Source organism: Luteimonas aquatica, from assembly GCF_022662575.1.
In the GTDB taxonomy this organism is placed as follows: Bacteria; Pseudomonadota; Gammaproteobacteria; order Xanthomonadales; family Xanthomonadaceae; genus Luteimonas; species Luteimonas aquatica.
Genome location: NZ_JALBFU010000004.1, coordinates 102,463 through 116,415 on the forward strand (window position 1 = coordinate 102,463; position 13,953 = coordinate 116,415).

The 13,953-nt window shown below is 67.3% G+C and carries 17 protein-coding genes and 1 pseudogene; 9 read left to right on the forward strand and 9 right to left on the reverse strand.

The features are described 5' to 3' along the window. Nucleotides 1–88 precede the first annotated feature (88 nt). The 5 genes from MD221_RS10980 to queF form a co-directional block, all read right to left on the reverse strand. The gene (locus tag MD221_RS10980; RefSeq protein ID WP_242111766.1) at nucleotides 89–376 is read right to left on the reverse strand and encodes a hypothetical protein; all 288 of its coding nucleotides are present in this window, start codon (nucleotides 374–376) and stop codon (nucleotides 89–91) included. Between the two features lie 89 nt (nucleotides 377–465). After that, nucleotides 466–1,284: a hypothetical protein gene (locus tag MD221_RS10985; RefSeq protein ID WP_242111767.1), complete on the reverse strand. Its 819-nt coding sequence runs from the start codon at nucleotides 1,282–1,284 to the stop codon at nucleotides 466–468. A 247-nt stretch (nucleotides 1,285–1,531) separates the two neighbouring features. Beyond that, nucleotides 1,532–2,041, reverse strand: coding sequence for a hypothetical protein (locus tag MD221_RS10990; RefSeq protein WP_242111768.1), 510 nt, complete (start codon nucleotides 2,039–2,041; stop codon nucleotides 1,532–1,534). Between the two features lie 76 nt (nucleotides 2,042–2,117). Continuing rightward, nucleotides 2,118–2,477: a LysM peptidoglycan-binding domain-containing protein gene (locus MD221_RS10995; RefSeq protein ID WP_242111769.1), complete on the reverse strand. Its 360-nt coding sequence runs from the start codon at nucleotides 2,475–2,477 to the stop codon at nucleotides 2,118–2,120. 100 nt (nucleotides 2,478–2,577) lie between these two features. Beyond that, nucleotides 2,578–3,387 (reverse strand): NADPH-dependent 7-cyano-7-deazaguanine reductase QueF, encoded by an 810-nt coding sequence (queF, locus tag MD221_RS11000; RefSeq protein WP_242111770.1) that lies wholly within the window; start codon nucleotides 3,385–3,387, stop codon nucleotides 2,578–2,580. 93 nt (nucleotides 3,388–3,480) lie between these two features. Here queF and MD221_RS11005 point away from each other — a divergent pair, with 93 nt between their 5' ends. After that, the gene (locus MD221_RS11005; RefSeq protein ID WP_242111771.1) at nucleotides 3,481–4,125 is read left to right on the forward strand and encodes a glutathione S-transferase family protein; all 645 of its coding nucleotides are present in this window, start codon (nucleotides 3,481–3,483) and stop codon (nucleotides 4,123–4,125) included. Nucleotides 4,126–4,129: 4 nt separating this feature from the next. On the opposite strand, the gene MD221_RS11010 is transcribed toward MD221_RS11005, so the two are convergent. Then, the gene (locus MD221_RS11010; RefSeq protein ID WP_242111772.1) at nucleotides 4,130–5,464 is read right to left on the reverse strand and encodes a M20 family metallopeptidase; all 1,335 of its coding nucleotides are present in this window, start codon (nucleotides 5,462–5,464) and stop codon (nucleotides 4,130–4,132) included. A 149-nt stretch (nucleotides 5,465–5,613) separates the two neighbouring features. Here MD221_RS11010 and MD221_RS11015 point away from each other — a divergent pair, with 149 nt between their 5' ends. Then, nucleotides 5,614–7,206, forward strand: coding sequence for a hypothetical protein (locus MD221_RS11015; RefSeq protein WP_242111773.1), 1,593 nt, complete (start codon nucleotides 5,614–5,616; stop codon nucleotides 7,204–7,206). 22 nt (nucleotides 7,207–7,228) lie between these two features. On the opposite strand, the gene MD221_RS11020 is transcribed toward MD221_RS11015, so the two are convergent. Then, nucleotides 7,229–8,230, reverse strand: coding sequence for an aldo/keto reductase (locus tag MD221_RS11020; protein ID WP_242111774.1), 1,002 nt, complete (start codon nucleotides 8,228–8,230; stop codon nucleotides 7,229–7,231). A 142-nt stretch (nucleotides 8,231–8,372) separates the two neighbouring features. Next, nucleotides 8,373–8,846: a RidA family protein gene (locus MD221_RS11025; RefSeq protein ID WP_242111775.1), complete on the reverse strand. Its 474-nt coding sequence runs from the start codon at nucleotides 8,844–8,846 to the stop codon at nucleotides 8,373–8,375. A gap of 110 nt (nucleotides 8,847–8,956) precedes the next feature. On the opposite strand from MD221_RS11025, the gene MD221_RS11030 reads away from it, so the two are divergent. The 3 genes from MD221_RS11030 (at nucleotide 8,957) to MD221_RS11040 (ending at nucleotide 11,116) form a co-directional block, all read left to right on the forward strand. Beyond that, nucleotides 8,957–9,853, forward strand: a complete 897-nt coding sequence (locus MD221_RS11030) for a LysR family transcriptional regulator (protein ID WP_242111776.1) — start codon at nucleotides 8,957–8,959, stop codon at nucleotides 9,851–9,853. A gap of 174 nt (nucleotides 9,854–10,027) precedes the next feature. Next, nucleotides 10,028–10,507: a GNAT family N-acetyltransferase gene (locus MD221_RS11035; RefSeq protein ID WP_242111777.1), complete on the forward strand. Its 480-nt coding sequence runs from the start codon at nucleotides 10,028–10,030 to the stop codon at nucleotides 10,505–10,507. An 81-nt stretch (nucleotides 10,508–10,588) separates the two neighbouring features. Beyond that, nucleotides 10,589–11,116 (forward strand): YybH family protein, encoded by a 528-nt coding sequence (locus MD221_RS11040; RefSeq protein ID WP_242111778.1) that lies wholly within the window; start codon nucleotides 10,589–10,591, stop codon nucleotides 11,114–11,116. Nucleotides 11,117–11,228: 112 nt separating this feature from the next. On the opposite strand, the pseudogene MD221_RS11045 reads toward MD221_RS11040, so the two are convergent. Next, nucleotides 11,229–11,588 (reverse strand): annotated as a pseudogene (locus tag MD221_RS11045) (phage integrase N-terminal SAM-like domain-containing protein); the annotation flags it as partial. A gap of 111 nt (nucleotides 11,589–11,699) precedes the next feature. Here MD221_RS11045 and MD221_RS11050 point away from each other — a divergent pair. From MD221_RS11050 to MD221_RS11060, 4 genes are all read left to right on the forward strand, one after another. Continuing rightward, nucleotides 11,700–12,191, forward strand: coding sequence for a hypothetical protein (locus MD221_RS11050; RefSeq protein ID WP_242111780.1), 492 nt, complete (start codon nucleotides 11,700–11,702; stop codon nucleotides 12,189–12,191). A gap of 59 nt (nucleotides 12,192–12,250) precedes the next feature. After that, nucleotides 12,251–12,592 carry a hypothetical protein gene (locus MD221_RS11055; RefSeq protein WP_242111781.1) on the forward strand — a complete coding sequence of 114 codons (342 nt, stop codon included), beginning with the start codon at nucleotides 12,251–12,253 and terminating at the stop codon, nucleotides 12,590–12,592. Between the two features lie 107 nt (nucleotides 12,593–12,699). Further along, entirely contained in the window at nucleotides 12,700–13,053 is a 354-nt protein-coding gene (locus tag MD221_RS17645) for a DUF6228 family protein (protein ID WP_425602255.1), read from the forward strand. A gap of 525 nt (nucleotides 13,054–13,578) precedes the next feature. Next, on the forward strand, nucleotides 13,579–13,917 hold the full coding sequence (locus tag MD221_RS11060; protein ID WP_339328427.1) for a DUF488 domain-containing protein: 339 nt from the start codon (nucleotides 13,579–13,581) through the stop codon (nucleotides 13,915–13,917). Nucleotides 13,918–13,953: the final 36 nt, after the last annotated feature.

Here is a 13,953-nt window from a genome sequence, read left to right on the forward strand (position 1 = left end):
GGTGGCGGCGGCCGTCCCTCAGGGGCCGGCGGCAGGCGAAAAAAGACGCCGCGGGACGGCGCCTGAGGAAAATCGCAACGCTGCGGGCCTATTCGCGGAACAGCGGCTCGAGGCTGGCGCGCGACTGCGGCACGAAGGGGTACTGGCGGTCGCCGTAGCGCAGGGTGACCTCGTACTGCTGCGGATGGTCCCAGAGCGCCTGGTCGATGCGCGCCTTCTGCCCGGAGGCGAGCTCGCGCACGCTCACCTGCAGCGGCGGCGCGCCGGCGCCCTGCTGCAGCGCCAGGAAGGCGTCGATGCCGCGGCGCTGGTCCTCGGGGGTGGCGGCGGCGCGTACCGCCTGCCATGCGTTGTCGGTCGCGTCGTTGCCGGACATGGAGTCACCGTGGAGGCGGCCGCCGCACGCGGCCAGCAGCAGGCAGCATGCCAGCAGCGGGCGGATCAGCGGGGCGGGCGCGAGCGGGTTCAGGTGTGGTCCTCTACCCAGGTTTCCAGGATGTCGAGGTGGCGCTCGCGCACGTCCATGCCGGTATGCATGATGCTGTCGGTGTCCTTGGCCGCGTCGGGACCGCCGTTGCCATTGTACTCGTCGGGCAGGCCGATCATGTGGCCGAACTCGTGCGCCGCGCCGACCTGCGGGTCGGAGGCACCCTTGTTCACGGGATTGACGTCCTCGCTGTCGAAGCGGCCGGTGTTCTGGCTCGGCACCACGTAGCTCTGGTTGAAGCCGCCCTCGTCGATCTTCACCACGTCGATGTTCCAGTTCTCGCTGCCGTCGACCGCATCCTTCAGGCCGCCGAAGAAGCCGCCCGGGGCCTCGCCGACGTCGAGATTGACGTCCAGCGTGACCTGCTGGCCGTCGTCGGTGGTGATGGTGTGGCCGCTCCAGGCGTTCTCGATGGCCTGCTTGTAGTCGGCGATGAACTGCTGCTTGTCCTGCTCGGTCCAGGTCTGCCCGTCGGGGCCTTCCTGGAAGTTGAACTCGATCTTCATGTCGAGTTCGAGGGTATAGGTGCCGTCGGCCTCCCGGTACAGCTGCATGTCGTAGGCATCGCGCACGCCGCCGGCGGTGACGCTGTCCTCGGAGGCGACCAGTTCGCGCTCGCCGCTCGGGGCCCCGCCGCCGTCGTCGGGGCGCTTGGCCGGCACCGCGGCGAGCATGCGCGAGACGCCGTCGGCGACCGGCGCGCGCGCGGCGGCGTCGGAGGCGGGCGTCTGCGGGCGCTGCGCGGGCAGCGGCGGCGCTTCGAAGGAGGGCTGGACCTGCGAGGAAATGGTGGTCATGGCGTGCTCGGAATCCGTGGCGACGGTCCAAGCCTAGTCGGCGCTGCCGGGCCGGACGACCTGGGACGTGTCCTAGCTAGGGTTGGCCCCAGGATGCGGCACGCATGGCGTTCGCCGCCGCCGCGCGAGGGCGCCGCCCGAATCCGGCCGTTCGATTGCGCGCGCTCCTTGAAACGATGCGCTCTCCGGAAATGCGCAGGGCGCGCCTTTCGGCGCGCCCTGCGGGTCTTGCGGATGGAGCGGTCGCTTACTTGACCTCGAAGTCCTTGCTCTGCACGACGGCGCCGTCGAGCGAGATTTCGACCTTGTACTTACCCACCGGCCAGTCCTTGTCGTTGGTCAGCTCGAACTTGGTCACGCCGGGGCCGGTGAAGTTGAACTCCTGGGAGTCTTCCTTCACCACCTGGCCGTCCTGGAACGTCCACTTGGCGGTCAGCTTGCCGGTGGAGGCGGCGGCCGGATCGGAGTTGCTGGTGCTGACGGCGGCGATGATCTTGTCCTTCTTGCCGAAGGCCGAGGTCGGGGTGGTGATCTTGCCGTCGGGGCCGGCGGCGTTGCCCAGGTCGACCGAGGTCACCGAGACGGTGGCGGCGGCCGGGGCCGGCGCGGGTTCGGGCGTCGTGGTCGGCGCAGGCGCGGCCGGTTCGGTGGCGGCCGGCGGCGTGGCGGCGGGCTCTTCCTTCTTCTTGCAGCCGACCAGCGCCAGCGAGCCGACCAGGGCGGCGGCGATGGCGAGATTGAGCGTCTTGCTTGTCATGGGTATCTCCGTGAGAGGGTCAGGAATGGTCGGAACCGGGCAGCGCCCGGCGCGCAGGAAACAGACGCGAAACTGCTCAGTCGGCCTTGGCCGGAATCTTCAGCACCTGGCCGGGCTTGATCAAGTCCGGATCCTTGATCTGATCGCTGTTGGCCTCGAAGATCTGGTGCCATGCGCTCGCCTTGCCGTAGAACTGCTTGGCGATATGCGACAGGGTGTCGCCCTTCTGCACGGTATAGGTCTGTTCGCCGACCGCTTCCTCGGTGGAGGTCACCTTGGAGGTCACGCCGCTGAAGTCGGCCTTGGTCGCTTCCTGTTCGGTGCTCGTGACCTTGCTCGTCACGCCGGAGAAGTCGGCCTTGGGTTCGTCATTCTTCGCACCGCCAGACGCGAGCGAGAGCGAGTTCGGATCGTTGGGATTCTGGGGGTTGCTCATCAGGGGCTCCTATGCCGCGTTGACGGCGCGCAGCGTCCCACGAACGTTGTTAAAAAATCATATTTCGGCCGTGAAGTCCGTCGCGCTGTTTGCGCGGCGTTTATTGCCGCAGGTCGCGGCCCGGAACGGGCGGCGGCAGGCCGGGCGTGGCGCGCCAGGGATTGATGTCCAGCCCGCCCCGGCGGGTGTAGCGCGCCTCCACCGACAGCGCCCGCGGGCGGCAGCGCGCCAGCACGTCGACGAAGATGCGTTCCACGCATTGCTCGTGGAATTCGGCGTGCTCGCGGAAGGAGACCAGGTAGCGCAGCAGGCCGGCGCGGTCGATGCGCGGGCCGCGGTAGGCCAGGGTCACGCCGGCCCAGTCGGGCTGGCCGGTGACCGGGCAGTTGGACTTGAGCAGGGCCGAGTGCAGGCGCTCCTCGACCTCGCCGGCGTCGGCCACGGCCAGGAACGCCGGGTCCGGCGCGTCGTAGCGGTCGCAGTCGACGGCCAGGCCGTCCAGCGATTGCAGGCCGGCGTCCTCGCCGATGGCGGGCAACCCGTCGACGACCTCGACCGGGGCGCCGGCGGCGTGCGACAGGTCGGCGACGATGCGCGCGCGGACCTGCTCGGCGCTGTCGAAGCGCTCGGCGTTGAAGGAGTTCAGATAGAGCTTGAGCGACTTGGATTCGATCAGGTGGGGCGAGGCCGCCGGCACGCTGATCGTGGCGGTGGCCACGACCGGCTTGCCGCGCCCGTCCAGCCAGCTCAGCTCGTAGGCATGCCAGCGGTCCGTCCCGACGAAGGGCAGCGCTTCCCCGTGCAAGCCCAGGCCGGCACGCCCTTGCGCGCGCGGGATGGGAAACAGCAGCGAAGCATCGTAATGACGCGGATACGCGACGTCGCGGCCGAGCGGGAGTTGCGAAGACATGGGCCAATTTTACGCCGCCCGCGCAAGAAGCGGATATCGCCGCGGTCGCGCGCGCCGGACACTGCGTCCCGACCCCGCAACCCTCTCGCGCCCATGCTCACGCTCTACGACTACCTGCCCTCGCGCAACGCCTGGAAAGTCCGCCAGCTGCTGCGGCACCTGGACCGTCCCTACCGCAGCGTCCCGGTCAGCATCTTCGAGGGCGAAGGCCAGCGCCCGGACTATCTGCAGATCAGCCCCACCGGCACGGTGCCGGCGCTGCGCTTCGAGGACGGCCGCGTGCTGTCGGAGTCCAATCCGATCCTGTTCCACCTCGCCGAGGGCACGCCCTACCTGCCCGCGGACGGCTTCGACCGCGCCAAGGTGCTGCAGTGGATGTCCTTCGAGCAGGAGCGCGTGGAAAGCCAGATCGGCGCGCTACGCCACTGGACGCAGACCGGCAAGCTGGCGCGGCGCGCGCCGGTGCTGGTGGAGGGCAAGCGCGCGGCCGGCCGCAAGGCGCTGGCCGTCCTCGACGCGCAGCTGGCCGGCCGGCCTTTTGTCGCCGGCCAGGCCTACACCGTCGCCGACATCGCCCTGTTCGCCTACGCCAGCCGCAGCGACGAGGCCGACGGGCTGTCGCTGGCGCCGTTCGCCCACCTGCGCGCCTGGATCGCGCGCGTGCGCGCGCAACCGGGCTTCCTCGACGAGGACCATCCCTACGCGCTGGACCCGCACTCCGGCCGCGAGCTGCCCTGATCGGCTAGGCGCGCGGCGCGCCGAGATAATCCAGCGTGACCTGCAGCAGCGCGCGCAGGCCGACGTCGAGCGAGGATTCGTCGAGCAGGAACTTCGGCGAGTGGTTGCTGGGCGCGGTCGCCGGATCGGTGCCCTCGGCGGTGGAGCCGACGAAGAAGAACATCGCCGGCACTTGCTTGGCGTAGAAGGAAAAATCCTCCGCGCCCATCTGCAGCGAGGGTTCGTAGACGTTGCCGGCCCCGACCGTCGCCTGCAGGCTGGGCAGCATCTTCGCGGTCAGCGCCGGGTCGTTGTAGGTGACCGGATTGCCCGGCTGGTCGGGCACCTGCGCCTCGGCGCGCGCGCCGTGCGCGCTGGCGACGTGCTCGGCGACGTTCTTCAGGTCGGCGAAGATGTCCTGGCGCATGCCCTCGTCGAAGGTGCGGATGGTGCCGACCATCTCCACCTCGTCGGGGATGATGTTGTAGCGGATGCCGCCCTTGATGGCGCCGAAGGTCACCACCGCCGGCAGCCGCGAAATGTCGGTGCGGCGGCTGACGATGGTCTGCGCGGTGGAGATCAGATCGGCGCTGGCCACGATCGGGTCCACGCCCTTCCACGGCGCCGAGCCGTGGGTCTGGCGTCCGTGCACCTTGATGGTGAAGCGGTCGGAGGCCGCCATCAGCGGGCCGCCGCGCACGGCGATCTTGCCGGCCTGCACGGAGGAGAACACGTGCAGGCCGAACACGGCCTCCGGCTTGAAGTCCCGGAACAGGCCTTCCTTGAGCATCAGCGCCGCGCCGCCCTCCTCGTCGGCCGGCGCGCCCTCCTCGGCCGGCTGGAAGATCAGCATCACCTCGCCCGGCAGCCGTTCGCGCATGGCCACCAGCGCATCGGCCACGCCGAGCAGGATGCCGGTGTGCGCATCGTGCCCGCAGGCGTGCATCACCCCGACCGTCTCGCCGCGGAAGGTCGCGGTGGCCTGGGAGGCGAACGGCAGCCCGGTCTGTTCGCGCACCGGCAGCGCGTCCATGTCGGCGCGCAGCGCGATCCTCGGCCCCGGCTTGCCGCCGCGGATGATCGCCACCACGCCGTGATGGGCGATGCCCGTGCGCGGCTGCAGGCCGAGCGCGCGCAAGTGCTCGGCCACCTTCGCGGCGGTGCGCTCCTCGCGGTTGGACAGTTCCGGGTGCTGGTGGAAATCGCGCCGCCAATCGATCACCTGCTGGCGCAGCTTGGCGGCGGCGGCCGCGACCTCGGGGCGTTGCGTGGGCGGCGTCTGCTGCGCGGCGGCGGCGAGCGGCATGCCGGCGAGAAGGGCGCCGGCGAGCAGCGGCGAAAGGCAGCGTGGAGACGGCATCGGCAATGCTCCGTGGGCAGGCAGGGGCCGATGGTAGCGCGCGCGGCGGCGGTCCCTCCATGTAGCGCCGGCTAGGGGCATTCCTAGCTGTCATGCGCGCTGCGCGGGGCTAAGGTAGGGTCCGACAGCGCCATCCAGGAGCCGCCGCCATGTCCGTCGATGGAGTCCGGGCCGAACCCGCCCCCGTGCACTACGCCGAGCCCGCGCGCGTGCCGCCGCGCCGCATCACCGACGATGTTGCGCTGGACGTGCTCAATCGCCGTTTCGGCGACTTCGACACCGCGGCCAAGGGCGGCGACGCCGACGGCAAGATCAGCCGCGGCGACCTGCAGGCCGTCGTCGAACATAGCCGCGACCAGGAGCTGGTGGACGCCGCCAGCCACCTGCTCGATACCCCCGACCTGCGCGATCGCCTGGACACCGCCGCCAAGGGGGGCGAGCGCGACGGCGTGATCAGCGCCAAGGACCTGACCAGCTACACGGTGCGCGAGCAGCCCTCCGCCCTGCCGACGCTGGCCACGCGGCAGGTCGACGGCTCGGCGCAGGATCCCACCGTGCTGCACATCGACGCCGTGCCGCCGGAAGGCGCCAGCTGGAGCAACGCGAGCGGACCGCGCGCCGGCATCGTCTCGGTCTACGTCGACGGCGAATACGTCGCCGACGCGACGATCTTCGCGGAGAATCCGGACGGCGCCGACGTCAACCTCGGCGTGCTCGGACCGGGCCCGCACACCATCGAGCTGCGCGACAGCAGCGCGCTCGGCACCGGTGCGCCGGAAGCGCGCATCGACCCCGCATCGGTGCGCATGGACGCCACCAATCTCGATGTCGATTCGAGCGACCCGGCCGTGCGCGATCAGGCGCTGGCCGCGCGCTACGCGCCCAACCTGGCGCTGGCCGACAACGAACAGGCCACCAACAACACGCCGCTGATGACCACCGCGCAGGTGATCCATCACGACGACGGCACCACCACCATCGCCTACCGCATCCTGTACAGCAACGAGGACGGCGGCGACGGCAGCGATCCGGCCGTGCTCAGCAATCGCTGGGGCCGCACCACCGACGACGAGCGCGTCTACGAGGTGACGATCGACGCCGGGGGCGAGGTGATCGATTTCTCCGGCAAGAACGCCTCCAGCGGCGCCGGCGGCGCCATCCTGCACGACGACGACCGCGGCGTGCGCGAGATGAACAACGCACTCGGCCCGACCGGCCTGCCCGGCATCGCCATCAGCAACGAACACAACAATGTGCGCTGGGACGATCCGGGCGATCGCCGCAACCGCGGTTATTCCGGCGTGCCCGTGCTGGTGGACGCCGGCCCCAACACCGGGCGCGACGCCTCCAACGAACCCGGCCCGGCCACGAACGAAGTGATGCGCGAGAACCCGTGGACCTGGCGCGTGGCCAACGCCGAAATGCGGCGCGAGGGCGCGGACGGCGGCGGAAGCAAGCTGGACGCGGTCCAGCCCTACGATCGCCTCTACCTGAGCATGGACGACGGCACCTTCGACGAAGGCACCGAAATCACGGTGCATTACGCCAACGGACAGTCCGAGACGGTGCGCCTCGACGACGCCAACGGCAATTCCAATTCCGTCTCGGTCGTGCTGAGCGGCGAACCCGGCAGCATCGCGTCGATCGAAGTCGCCGGCGCCGAAGGCACCGGCGTGGAGGCCTACACCTTGAACGGCGACGACACGCCGCGCCCGGTGACGGACATCGCCGAACGCGATTGATCCGCCACCGCGCGCAACGCGATCAACGTTCGATCATCTGCATCCCCGCCGCGACATAGCGCGCGCCGGCGGCGGCATGCAGCGGGAACGCCAGCTCGATGCGCGTCAGCTCGTCGTCGCCGAGCGCGACATCGACGGCGCCGACGTTCTCTTCCAGATACGTGCGGCGCTTGGTACCGGGGATCGGCACGATGTGTTCGTCCTGCGCCAGCACCCAGGCGAGCGCGAGCTGTCCCGGCGACACGCCCTTGTCGGCGGCGAGCTGGCGGATCTGCTCGACCAGCGCCAGGTTCCTGGCGAAGTTCTCGCCCTGGAAACGCGGATTGGTGCGGCGCCAGTCGTCGGCCTCGAAGTCCTCCGGCGAGCGGATCGCGCCGGTGAGGAAGCCGCGGCCGAGCGGCGAGTACGGGACGAAGCCGATGCCGAGCTCGCGGCAGGCGGCGAGCACGCCGTTCTCCTCCGGATCGCGCGTCCACAGCGAGTACTCGCTCTGCAGCGCGGTGATCGGATGCACGGCATTCGCGCGGCGCAGGGTGTCGGCGCTGGCCTCGGACAGGCCGAGGTAACGCACCTTGCCGGCCCGCACCAGGTCGGCCATGGCGCCGACGGTTTCCTCGATCGGCACGTTCGGATCGACGCGATGCTGGTAGTACAGATCGATGTAGTCGGTGCCCAGACGCTTGAGGCTGCCCTCGACGGCGGCGCGCACGTTGGCGGGGCTGCCGTCGATGCCGCCGGCGCGCGCGTCCTGCATGCCCGGGGTGATGACGAAGCCGAACTTGGTGGCGAGGAAGACCTGGTCGCGCCTGCCTTTCAGAAAGCCGCCGATCAGCTGCTCGTTGGTGTGCGGGCCGTAGATCTCGGCGGTGTCCCAGAAATTGACGCCCAGTTCGAGCGCGCGCGAAAGCGTGGCCAGCGATTCGGATTCGTCGGTGTCGGTGGTGTAGCCGAAACTCATGCCCATGCAGCCGAGGCCGAGGGCGGAGACTGCGGGGCCGTTGCGGCCGAGGGTGCGGGTTTTCATGGGGCATGCTCCGTGAAGTGAAGGGAGGTGCGCGGGCAATGCCGCGCAGCTTTGGACGCCCGGCCGGCGAAGGCCGGGCAAACGCTTCCCTGGACCCGCGCGGCGGCGCCGCGCAGGCTTCGGGACGATCGGGAAAACGGCGCTACGGCTTCTGCGCGGGCGCCACGACCACCGCCTCGATCTCCACCTTCAGCGCGGGATCGAACAGGCCGGAGACCTGCACCAGCGAACTGGCTGGCGGCGAGGCGCCGTAGGCCTCCACCAGTGCCGCGCGCACGGCAGGCAGCGTTTTCAGGTCGGTCAGGAAAATGGTCACCTTCACCACCGCCGGCCAGTCCGCGCCGAGATCGCGCAAGGCGCCGTGCAGCTGCGCGAGTACCGCGCGCGTCTGCGCGGCGGTGTCGCCCCGGGCGGCCTCGGTGCCGAAGGCGGTCAGGCCGGACAGGTAGACGGTGTCGCCGTGGCGCACCGCGTTCGCGTACGGTCCGGCGGGCGCGGCCAGGTGCGGCAGGCGCAGCCGTTCGGGCGCGGAGGGCGTGGCCGGCGGCTCGGCCGCGGCGGCGGTGCCTGCCAGCAGGCCGGCGAGGGCGACGGGGAGCGTCTGGCGCAGGGACATGGTGGCGTCCTTCGGGGAAGGCGGCGGTGAGGGGACGCGGCCAGTATCGCGCTGGCCACTACATCGATAAACCGGCAATATCGACATCCTCTTTGAATCCTGGCTTCACAATGGCCGTCAGCCCGCTGTCCGCCGTGGTCGCCTTCGCCCACGTCGCCCACCACGCCAGCTTCACCCGCGCCGCCGCCGAGCTGGCGGTCTCGCCCTCGGCCCTGTCGCAGACCGTGCGCGGGCTGGAGGCGCAGCTGGGCGTGCGCCTGCTCAGCCGCACCACCCGCCGCGTCGGCCTGACCGAACACGGCGCGCGCTTCCTGCAGCAGGTGGCCCCGGGCCTGCGCCTGATCGAAGCCGCCTTCGACGACCTCGACCGGGTCCGCGACCGCCCCGCCGGCCGCCTGCGCATCAACCTCTCCCGCATCGCCGCCCAGCAACTGGTGATGCCGCGCCTGCCGGCCTTCGCCGCGCGCTATCCCGAGGTCGAGGTGGAGCTGTTCGTCGACCCGAGCCTGGCCGACCTGGTGGCCGGCGGCTTCGATGCCGGCATTCGCCTGGGCGAAAGCCTGGCCAAGGACATGATCGCCCTGCCCATCGGACCGATGCAGCGCCAGGTCGTGGTGGGATCGCCCGCCTACTTCCGCCGCCATCCGCCGCCGCGCGCGCCGGGCGATCTCGTCCATCACGACTGCATCCGCCATCGCCTGAGCAGCGGACGGCTGATGGCCTACGAGTTCACGCGCGCGGGCCGCGACTTCGAGGTCGAGGTCGGCGGCCGCCTGATCGTCAACGACAGCAGCCTCGCCCGCGATGCCGCGCGCGCGGGCCTGGGCCTGACCCAGCAGTTCGAATCGGAGGTCGCCGCCGACCTCGCCGCCGGCAGCCTGCAGCGCGTGCTCGACGACGACCTGGCCCCCTTCCCCGGGTTCTTCATCTACTACCCGGCGCGCGAACACATGGCGCCGAAGCTGCGCGTGTTCGTGGATTTCCTGCGCGAGCAGGTGGCGGGCTAGTGCGCCGGCATTGCATTCGCTGCTGCCGGGCGGAACCGCTTCGAGCCTGGGATTCCCCGACCAGAGGAGCATGATTGACGGTTTTGCGCGGGCAGGCCCAGAATCCGCGCTGCAGTTCTTTCAGGTTCTATCGCGGTTGCAGGAACCGGGCCGCGGCGGGCCGTGGAAACAGCAATGATCGCGCTCATTCCCATGGATCTCCCGAACTTGCGCAGGCTCGCGGCCTCCGAGCCGACGGAGCTTCCTGCCGCAGAGGGAGCATTGCCGCCCGCGCATGTCGCCGCCCGTGCCTTGTCGCAACTCGAGGCCGGCGTTCCGGCCGAGTGGTGCGTGCCTTTCCTCGTCGTCGCCAACGAGTCCGGGCAAATCCTGGGCGGTTGCAGATTCAAGGGAACACCGGTCGATGGCCGCGTCGAGATCGGCTATGGCGTGGCCAAGGCCGCCAGGCGCCGCGGCATCGCCACCGCGGCGGTGACGCAATTGCTCAGGCTCGCGGCATCCAGCGGCATGGTGCGGCATCTGGACGCGCATATTCTTCCCGACAACATCGCCTCGAGCGCCGTGGTCTCCCGGCTCGGCTTTACGCGCATGGGCATAGTCGTCGACCCGGACGGTGAGCGGGTCGTGCATTGGACGTACCCGGTCTCAACCTGATGATGCATTCAAACCGAAGCCGCTTCGCGGATTGGATCAACCTGGCGTATGGCCATCTACAAATTTCAATGGAGCTGAAGCATGCGCCAATCCATCCTCGCTTGCGTCGCCATCGGCCTCATGACGGTGGCGGGACCGCTTCTTGCGCAGGACGCCGCAAAGCCAGTCGCGAGCTCGAAGCTTCCGGACGTCGCGCTGCCGCCGCAGCTGGACCGGGTGCTTCGCGACTATGAGCGCGCATGGCGCGCGGGCGACGCGGCGGCGCTCGCCTCGCTGTTCGCCGAAGACGGGTTCGTCCTGCAAAGCAATCGTCCGCCGATCCGCGGACGCCCGGCGATCCAGGCGGCTTATGAGAGTCAGGGAGAAGGCGGCCCGTTGCGGCTGCGTGCCCTGGCGTTCGCCACGGAAGAGACAGCCGGCTACATCGTCGGCGGCTACCGTTACGGCGATACGCTCGACGACATGGGCAAGTTCACCCTCACGTTGCGTCGTGCGCCCGGTGGGCCGTGGCTGATCTTTTCGGACATGGACAATTCGAACGCGCGCCCGCGCCAGCCCTCCGTGCCGGGCACACCCTCGCCGGCCGAGCGTCCGGCGGCAGAACACTGAAGTCGCATCCCTGCACGTCCATCCGGATCTCCTTACCCCCCGTGTGGCGATGGCCGTGCCGAACGGCGAGCGGGTGGTTTGCGTGGTGTAGTCTGGCGAAATCGATCGCCAAGACCTCGCGATAGAGGAACAGCAGGGCCGATAGCGCTTGGTTCCGGGTGGTGGGCGCAACCCGATCGTGCCGGACGAGGTTGCTTAGGAAGAGCTCCACTTCGGCACCGCCTATTTCCCGCGGATGGCGCAAGCCGTTAGTCCGGATATAGCAGCGAATCCAGTACAGATAGGCCTGCTCGGTACGCAAGCTGTAGCGTTTGAGGCGCAAACGACGGCGAACTTCGTCCAGTAGCCTGGGGGCCCGCGCAGGGCCTGGACTCTCGGCTAGGGCCGCAGGCCCGCGGTCATATTGCATATGGACGCCCCCTTGCCAGATAACGCCATCAATAATGTTTCGTGCCCCCGACCACGGGCCCATTGCCGCAAACCGTTGTCCCCTGTGGGAAAATTCCGATTGACGAGCCTGTACCGCAGGCAGAAGAATCCTTGCTACGCCCCATTTTGGGGTCTAATCGTAGTTAGGGCGCGTATGGCAGAAGATCGTAGTTTTGTACTGCAAGCCTACGGGCTTTTCATGGTTGCGTGGTCAGTCCTCGAAACTGTAGTTGAGGCAGCAATTATGAAAGAGCTTTTGATAGGCCCTGAACGATCGCTCATCGTTACAAGTTCTATGCAGTTTCGTCAGAGAGTATCTGTCCTATCGAGCTTGCTTAAGCTGCGAGATCCTCAGCCGAGCGAAGCGCTTCGATTACTTCGCAAGATTGAGAAGATCGCCAAACGAAATGCCATTGTGCATGGCCATATAGTTGTCGGTGTCCCTGGGCAACTTACATTCGTAAAATCGAGCGCCGTAGACGGATACTCTGCCAAACACTTCACCTTTACAGCACAAGATTTGGCTGGTCATACTGGACGATTGGCGGACGAGACCAAAAAGCTGCAAAACCTAATGAGTGTTTCAGATGCGGATATTCAAACGCTTGCTGACGTCGGTATAAAAGCATCCGGGCACGCGCCCTAACAATTCATTCAAGCCGAAGCCGCTTTGCGGATCGGCTTAACTCAGGCGTTAGGCGGCACATGACGTTTCCGGACATCCTCCTTGACAGAATTGAGGCTAACGGGATCGTTGTTGGCATCAACAATGCCGACGACGTTCCGGTCGGCACGCTCTTTACCCAGCTCGTAAAGATCCGCCTTGAGGGCAATCCTGGAGCCACTACAGCTACTGAGCTGTGGTCCATCCCTATTAACCTTCGTCTAGCAGAGGCAATCATCTACCGCAAATCCGTTGCGGTGGTGCCTCGCGGCTGGGGTGTCGGCCTCCGCCTTGAGGGTGCGGGCATGGAGGCAGTTGCAGATGCGCTCAGTGGCAAGGCTGCGCCGGAGTTCGTCCACTTGCGAGCTCCGGGTGCCGTCTAACAATTCATTCAAGCCGAATCCGCTTCGCGGGTCGGCATAATTCTGGTGTTAGGTGCCACTGGAGGTTTTCTCTGTTTTCGATCCACTCAAACTCTTCAGGCCGGGAGTTGGTTTTTCTTTCGCCCGAGGAGGACTATTTCACAGTAGAGCTTCGGGGCGAGGATCTCCAAGCTACTCGAAGGGTATATGCATACACAGATGCGGCTGGGCTTAACCGTCTCTTCGCCAGGCTAGCTGAGTACGAGCGCCCCTGGACCGCCGAAGAGAGCTGGGAGTCGTTAGAGGGAGAGTTTTTACTTTCCGCCAGTTGCTCTCCACTTGGCATCGTTACCTTCTTGGCCGCAATCTATGGATCACCCGGAGCCCCTGAGGAGTGGCATGTTTCTGCCTCAATCACAACCGAGCTTGGTCAATTGCCAAGTATCGCAGCAGGTGCCAAACGGTTCTTCGGTGGCGCCTAACAATTCATTCAAGCCGAACCCGCTTCGCGGGCCGGCTTAATTCAGGCGTTAGGCCGCATGACTAGAACTCAGCGAGTTGTTCAAAGTCTGGTGATCTCGACCGTCATGGTGCTCGGGACATTCTCCCTTGCAGCTCTTCTCACTCGATACGTCGGTGACTACTGTTGGCCCCCGCGATTCGGAAGCCTACTAGTCGGCCTCGCGGTGCTTGTACAAGGCTATGTCTATGCTAACCATACCTCGTTCCAGAGGATTAGCCGGGAAAACACGGGTCAGAGTCGAGTTTTCATGTGCTAGGCTCAGGGTCCGTTTCTGGCAGATAGCGGGCCAGTCCCGCGTCAGAAACTCCTGCACAGGCGTAGCGCCAAACTAACTTTCTTTCCGCTCGAGCAATGGGAAATCCCCCGCTCTTTTGGCAAATCGCGAAGTTCTGCACCAATCGCCTGAAAGGCGCGTAGCCTTGGAGGCTGGGCGCCATGCGAGTCCAACCCCAGACAGGCGAGAATGAGGTGCGCCGTGAACGTGATGCTGAAACGGGTCTACGAGCCGGCGGCCGGGACCGACGGCGAACGCATCCTGGTCGACAGGCTCTGGCCGCGCGGCCTGGCCAAGGCCGAGGCGAAGATCGACCTGTGGCTCAAGGACGTCGCGCCCTCCACCGAGCTGCGCCGATGGTTCGGACACGATCCGGAGAAGTGGGCGGGATTCAAGAAGCGGTATCGCGCGGAATTGAAGGGCAGTGCTGCGCTATCGGAGCTCAGAGCGCTTTCGCGCCGAGGCGATATCACGCTGCTGTATGCGTCTAGGGACGAGGAACACAACCAAGCGGTGGCGCTCAAGCAGATGCTCGATCCAAAAACTTAAATGGTCTTTGAAGTCGAAGCTGTTTCGTAACGCCTA

Bases quoted from the DNA above. Each gene is read 5' to 3' on its own strand.
- MD221_RS11060 (WP_339328427.1), top strand. From the start codon at position 13,579: ATGCTGAAACGGGTCTACGAGCCGGCGGCCGGGACCGACGGCGAACGC.
- MD221_RS11040 (WP_242111778.1), top strand. From the start codon at position 10,589: ATGCGCCAATCCATCCTCGCTTGCGTCGCCATCGGCCTCATGACGGTG.
- MD221_RS11010 (WP_242111772.1), bottom strand. From the start codon at position 5,464: ATGCCGTCTCCACGCTGCCTTTCGCCGCTGCTCGCCGGCGCCCTTCTC.
- MD221_RS11025 (WP_242111775.1), bottom strand. From the start codon at position 8,846: ATGTCCCTGCGCCAGACGCTCCCCGTCGCCCTCGCCGGCCTGCTGGCA.
- MD221_RS11015 (WP_242111773.1), top strand. From the start codon at position 5,614: ATGTCCGTCGATGGAGTCCGGGCCGAACCCGCCCCCGTGCACTACGCC.
- MD221_RS11035 (WP_242111777.1), top strand. From the start codon at position 10,028: ATGATCGCGCTCATTCCCATGGATCTCCCGAACTTGCGCAGGCTCGCG.
- queF (WP_242111770.1), bottom strand. From the start codon at position 3,387: ATGTCTTCGCAACTCCCGCTCGGCCGCGACGTCGCGTATCCGCGTCAT.
- MD221_RS11055 (WP_242111781.1), top strand. From the start codon at position 12,251: ATGACGTTTCCGGACATCCTCCTTGACAGAATTGAGGCTAACGGGATC.
- MD221_RS10980 (WP_242111766.1), bottom strand. From the start codon at position 376: ATGTCCGGCAACGACGCGACCGACAACGCATGGCAGGCGGTACGCGCC.
- MD221_RS11005 (WP_242111771.1), top strand. From the start codon at position 3,481: ATGCTCACGCTCTACGACTACCTGCCCTCGCGCAACGCCTGGAAAGTC.
- MD221_RS10995 (WP_242111769.1), bottom strand. From the start codon at position 2,477: ATGAGCAACCCCCAGAATCCCAACGATCCGAACTCGCTCTCGCTCGCG.
- MD221_RS11050 (WP_242111780.1), top strand. From the start codon at position 11,700: ATGGCAGAAGATCGTAGTTTTGTACTGCAAGCCTACGGGCTTTTCATG.
- MD221_RS10985 (WP_242111767.1), bottom strand. From the start codon at position 1,284: ATGACCACCATTTCCTCGCAGGTCCAGCCCTCCTTCGAAGCGCCGCCG.
- MD221_RS11020 (WP_242111774.1), bottom strand. From the start codon at position 8,230: ATGAAAACCCGCACCCTCGGCCGCAACGGCCCCGCAGTCTCCGCCCTC.
- MD221_RS10990 (WP_242111768.1), bottom strand. From the start codon at position 2,041: ATGACAAGCAAGACGCTCAATCTCGCCATCGCCGCCGCCCTGGTCGGC.
- MD221_RS11030 (WP_242111776.1), top strand. From the start codon at position 8,957: ATGGCCGTCAGCCCGCTGTCCGCCGTGGTCGCCTTCGCCCACGTCGCC.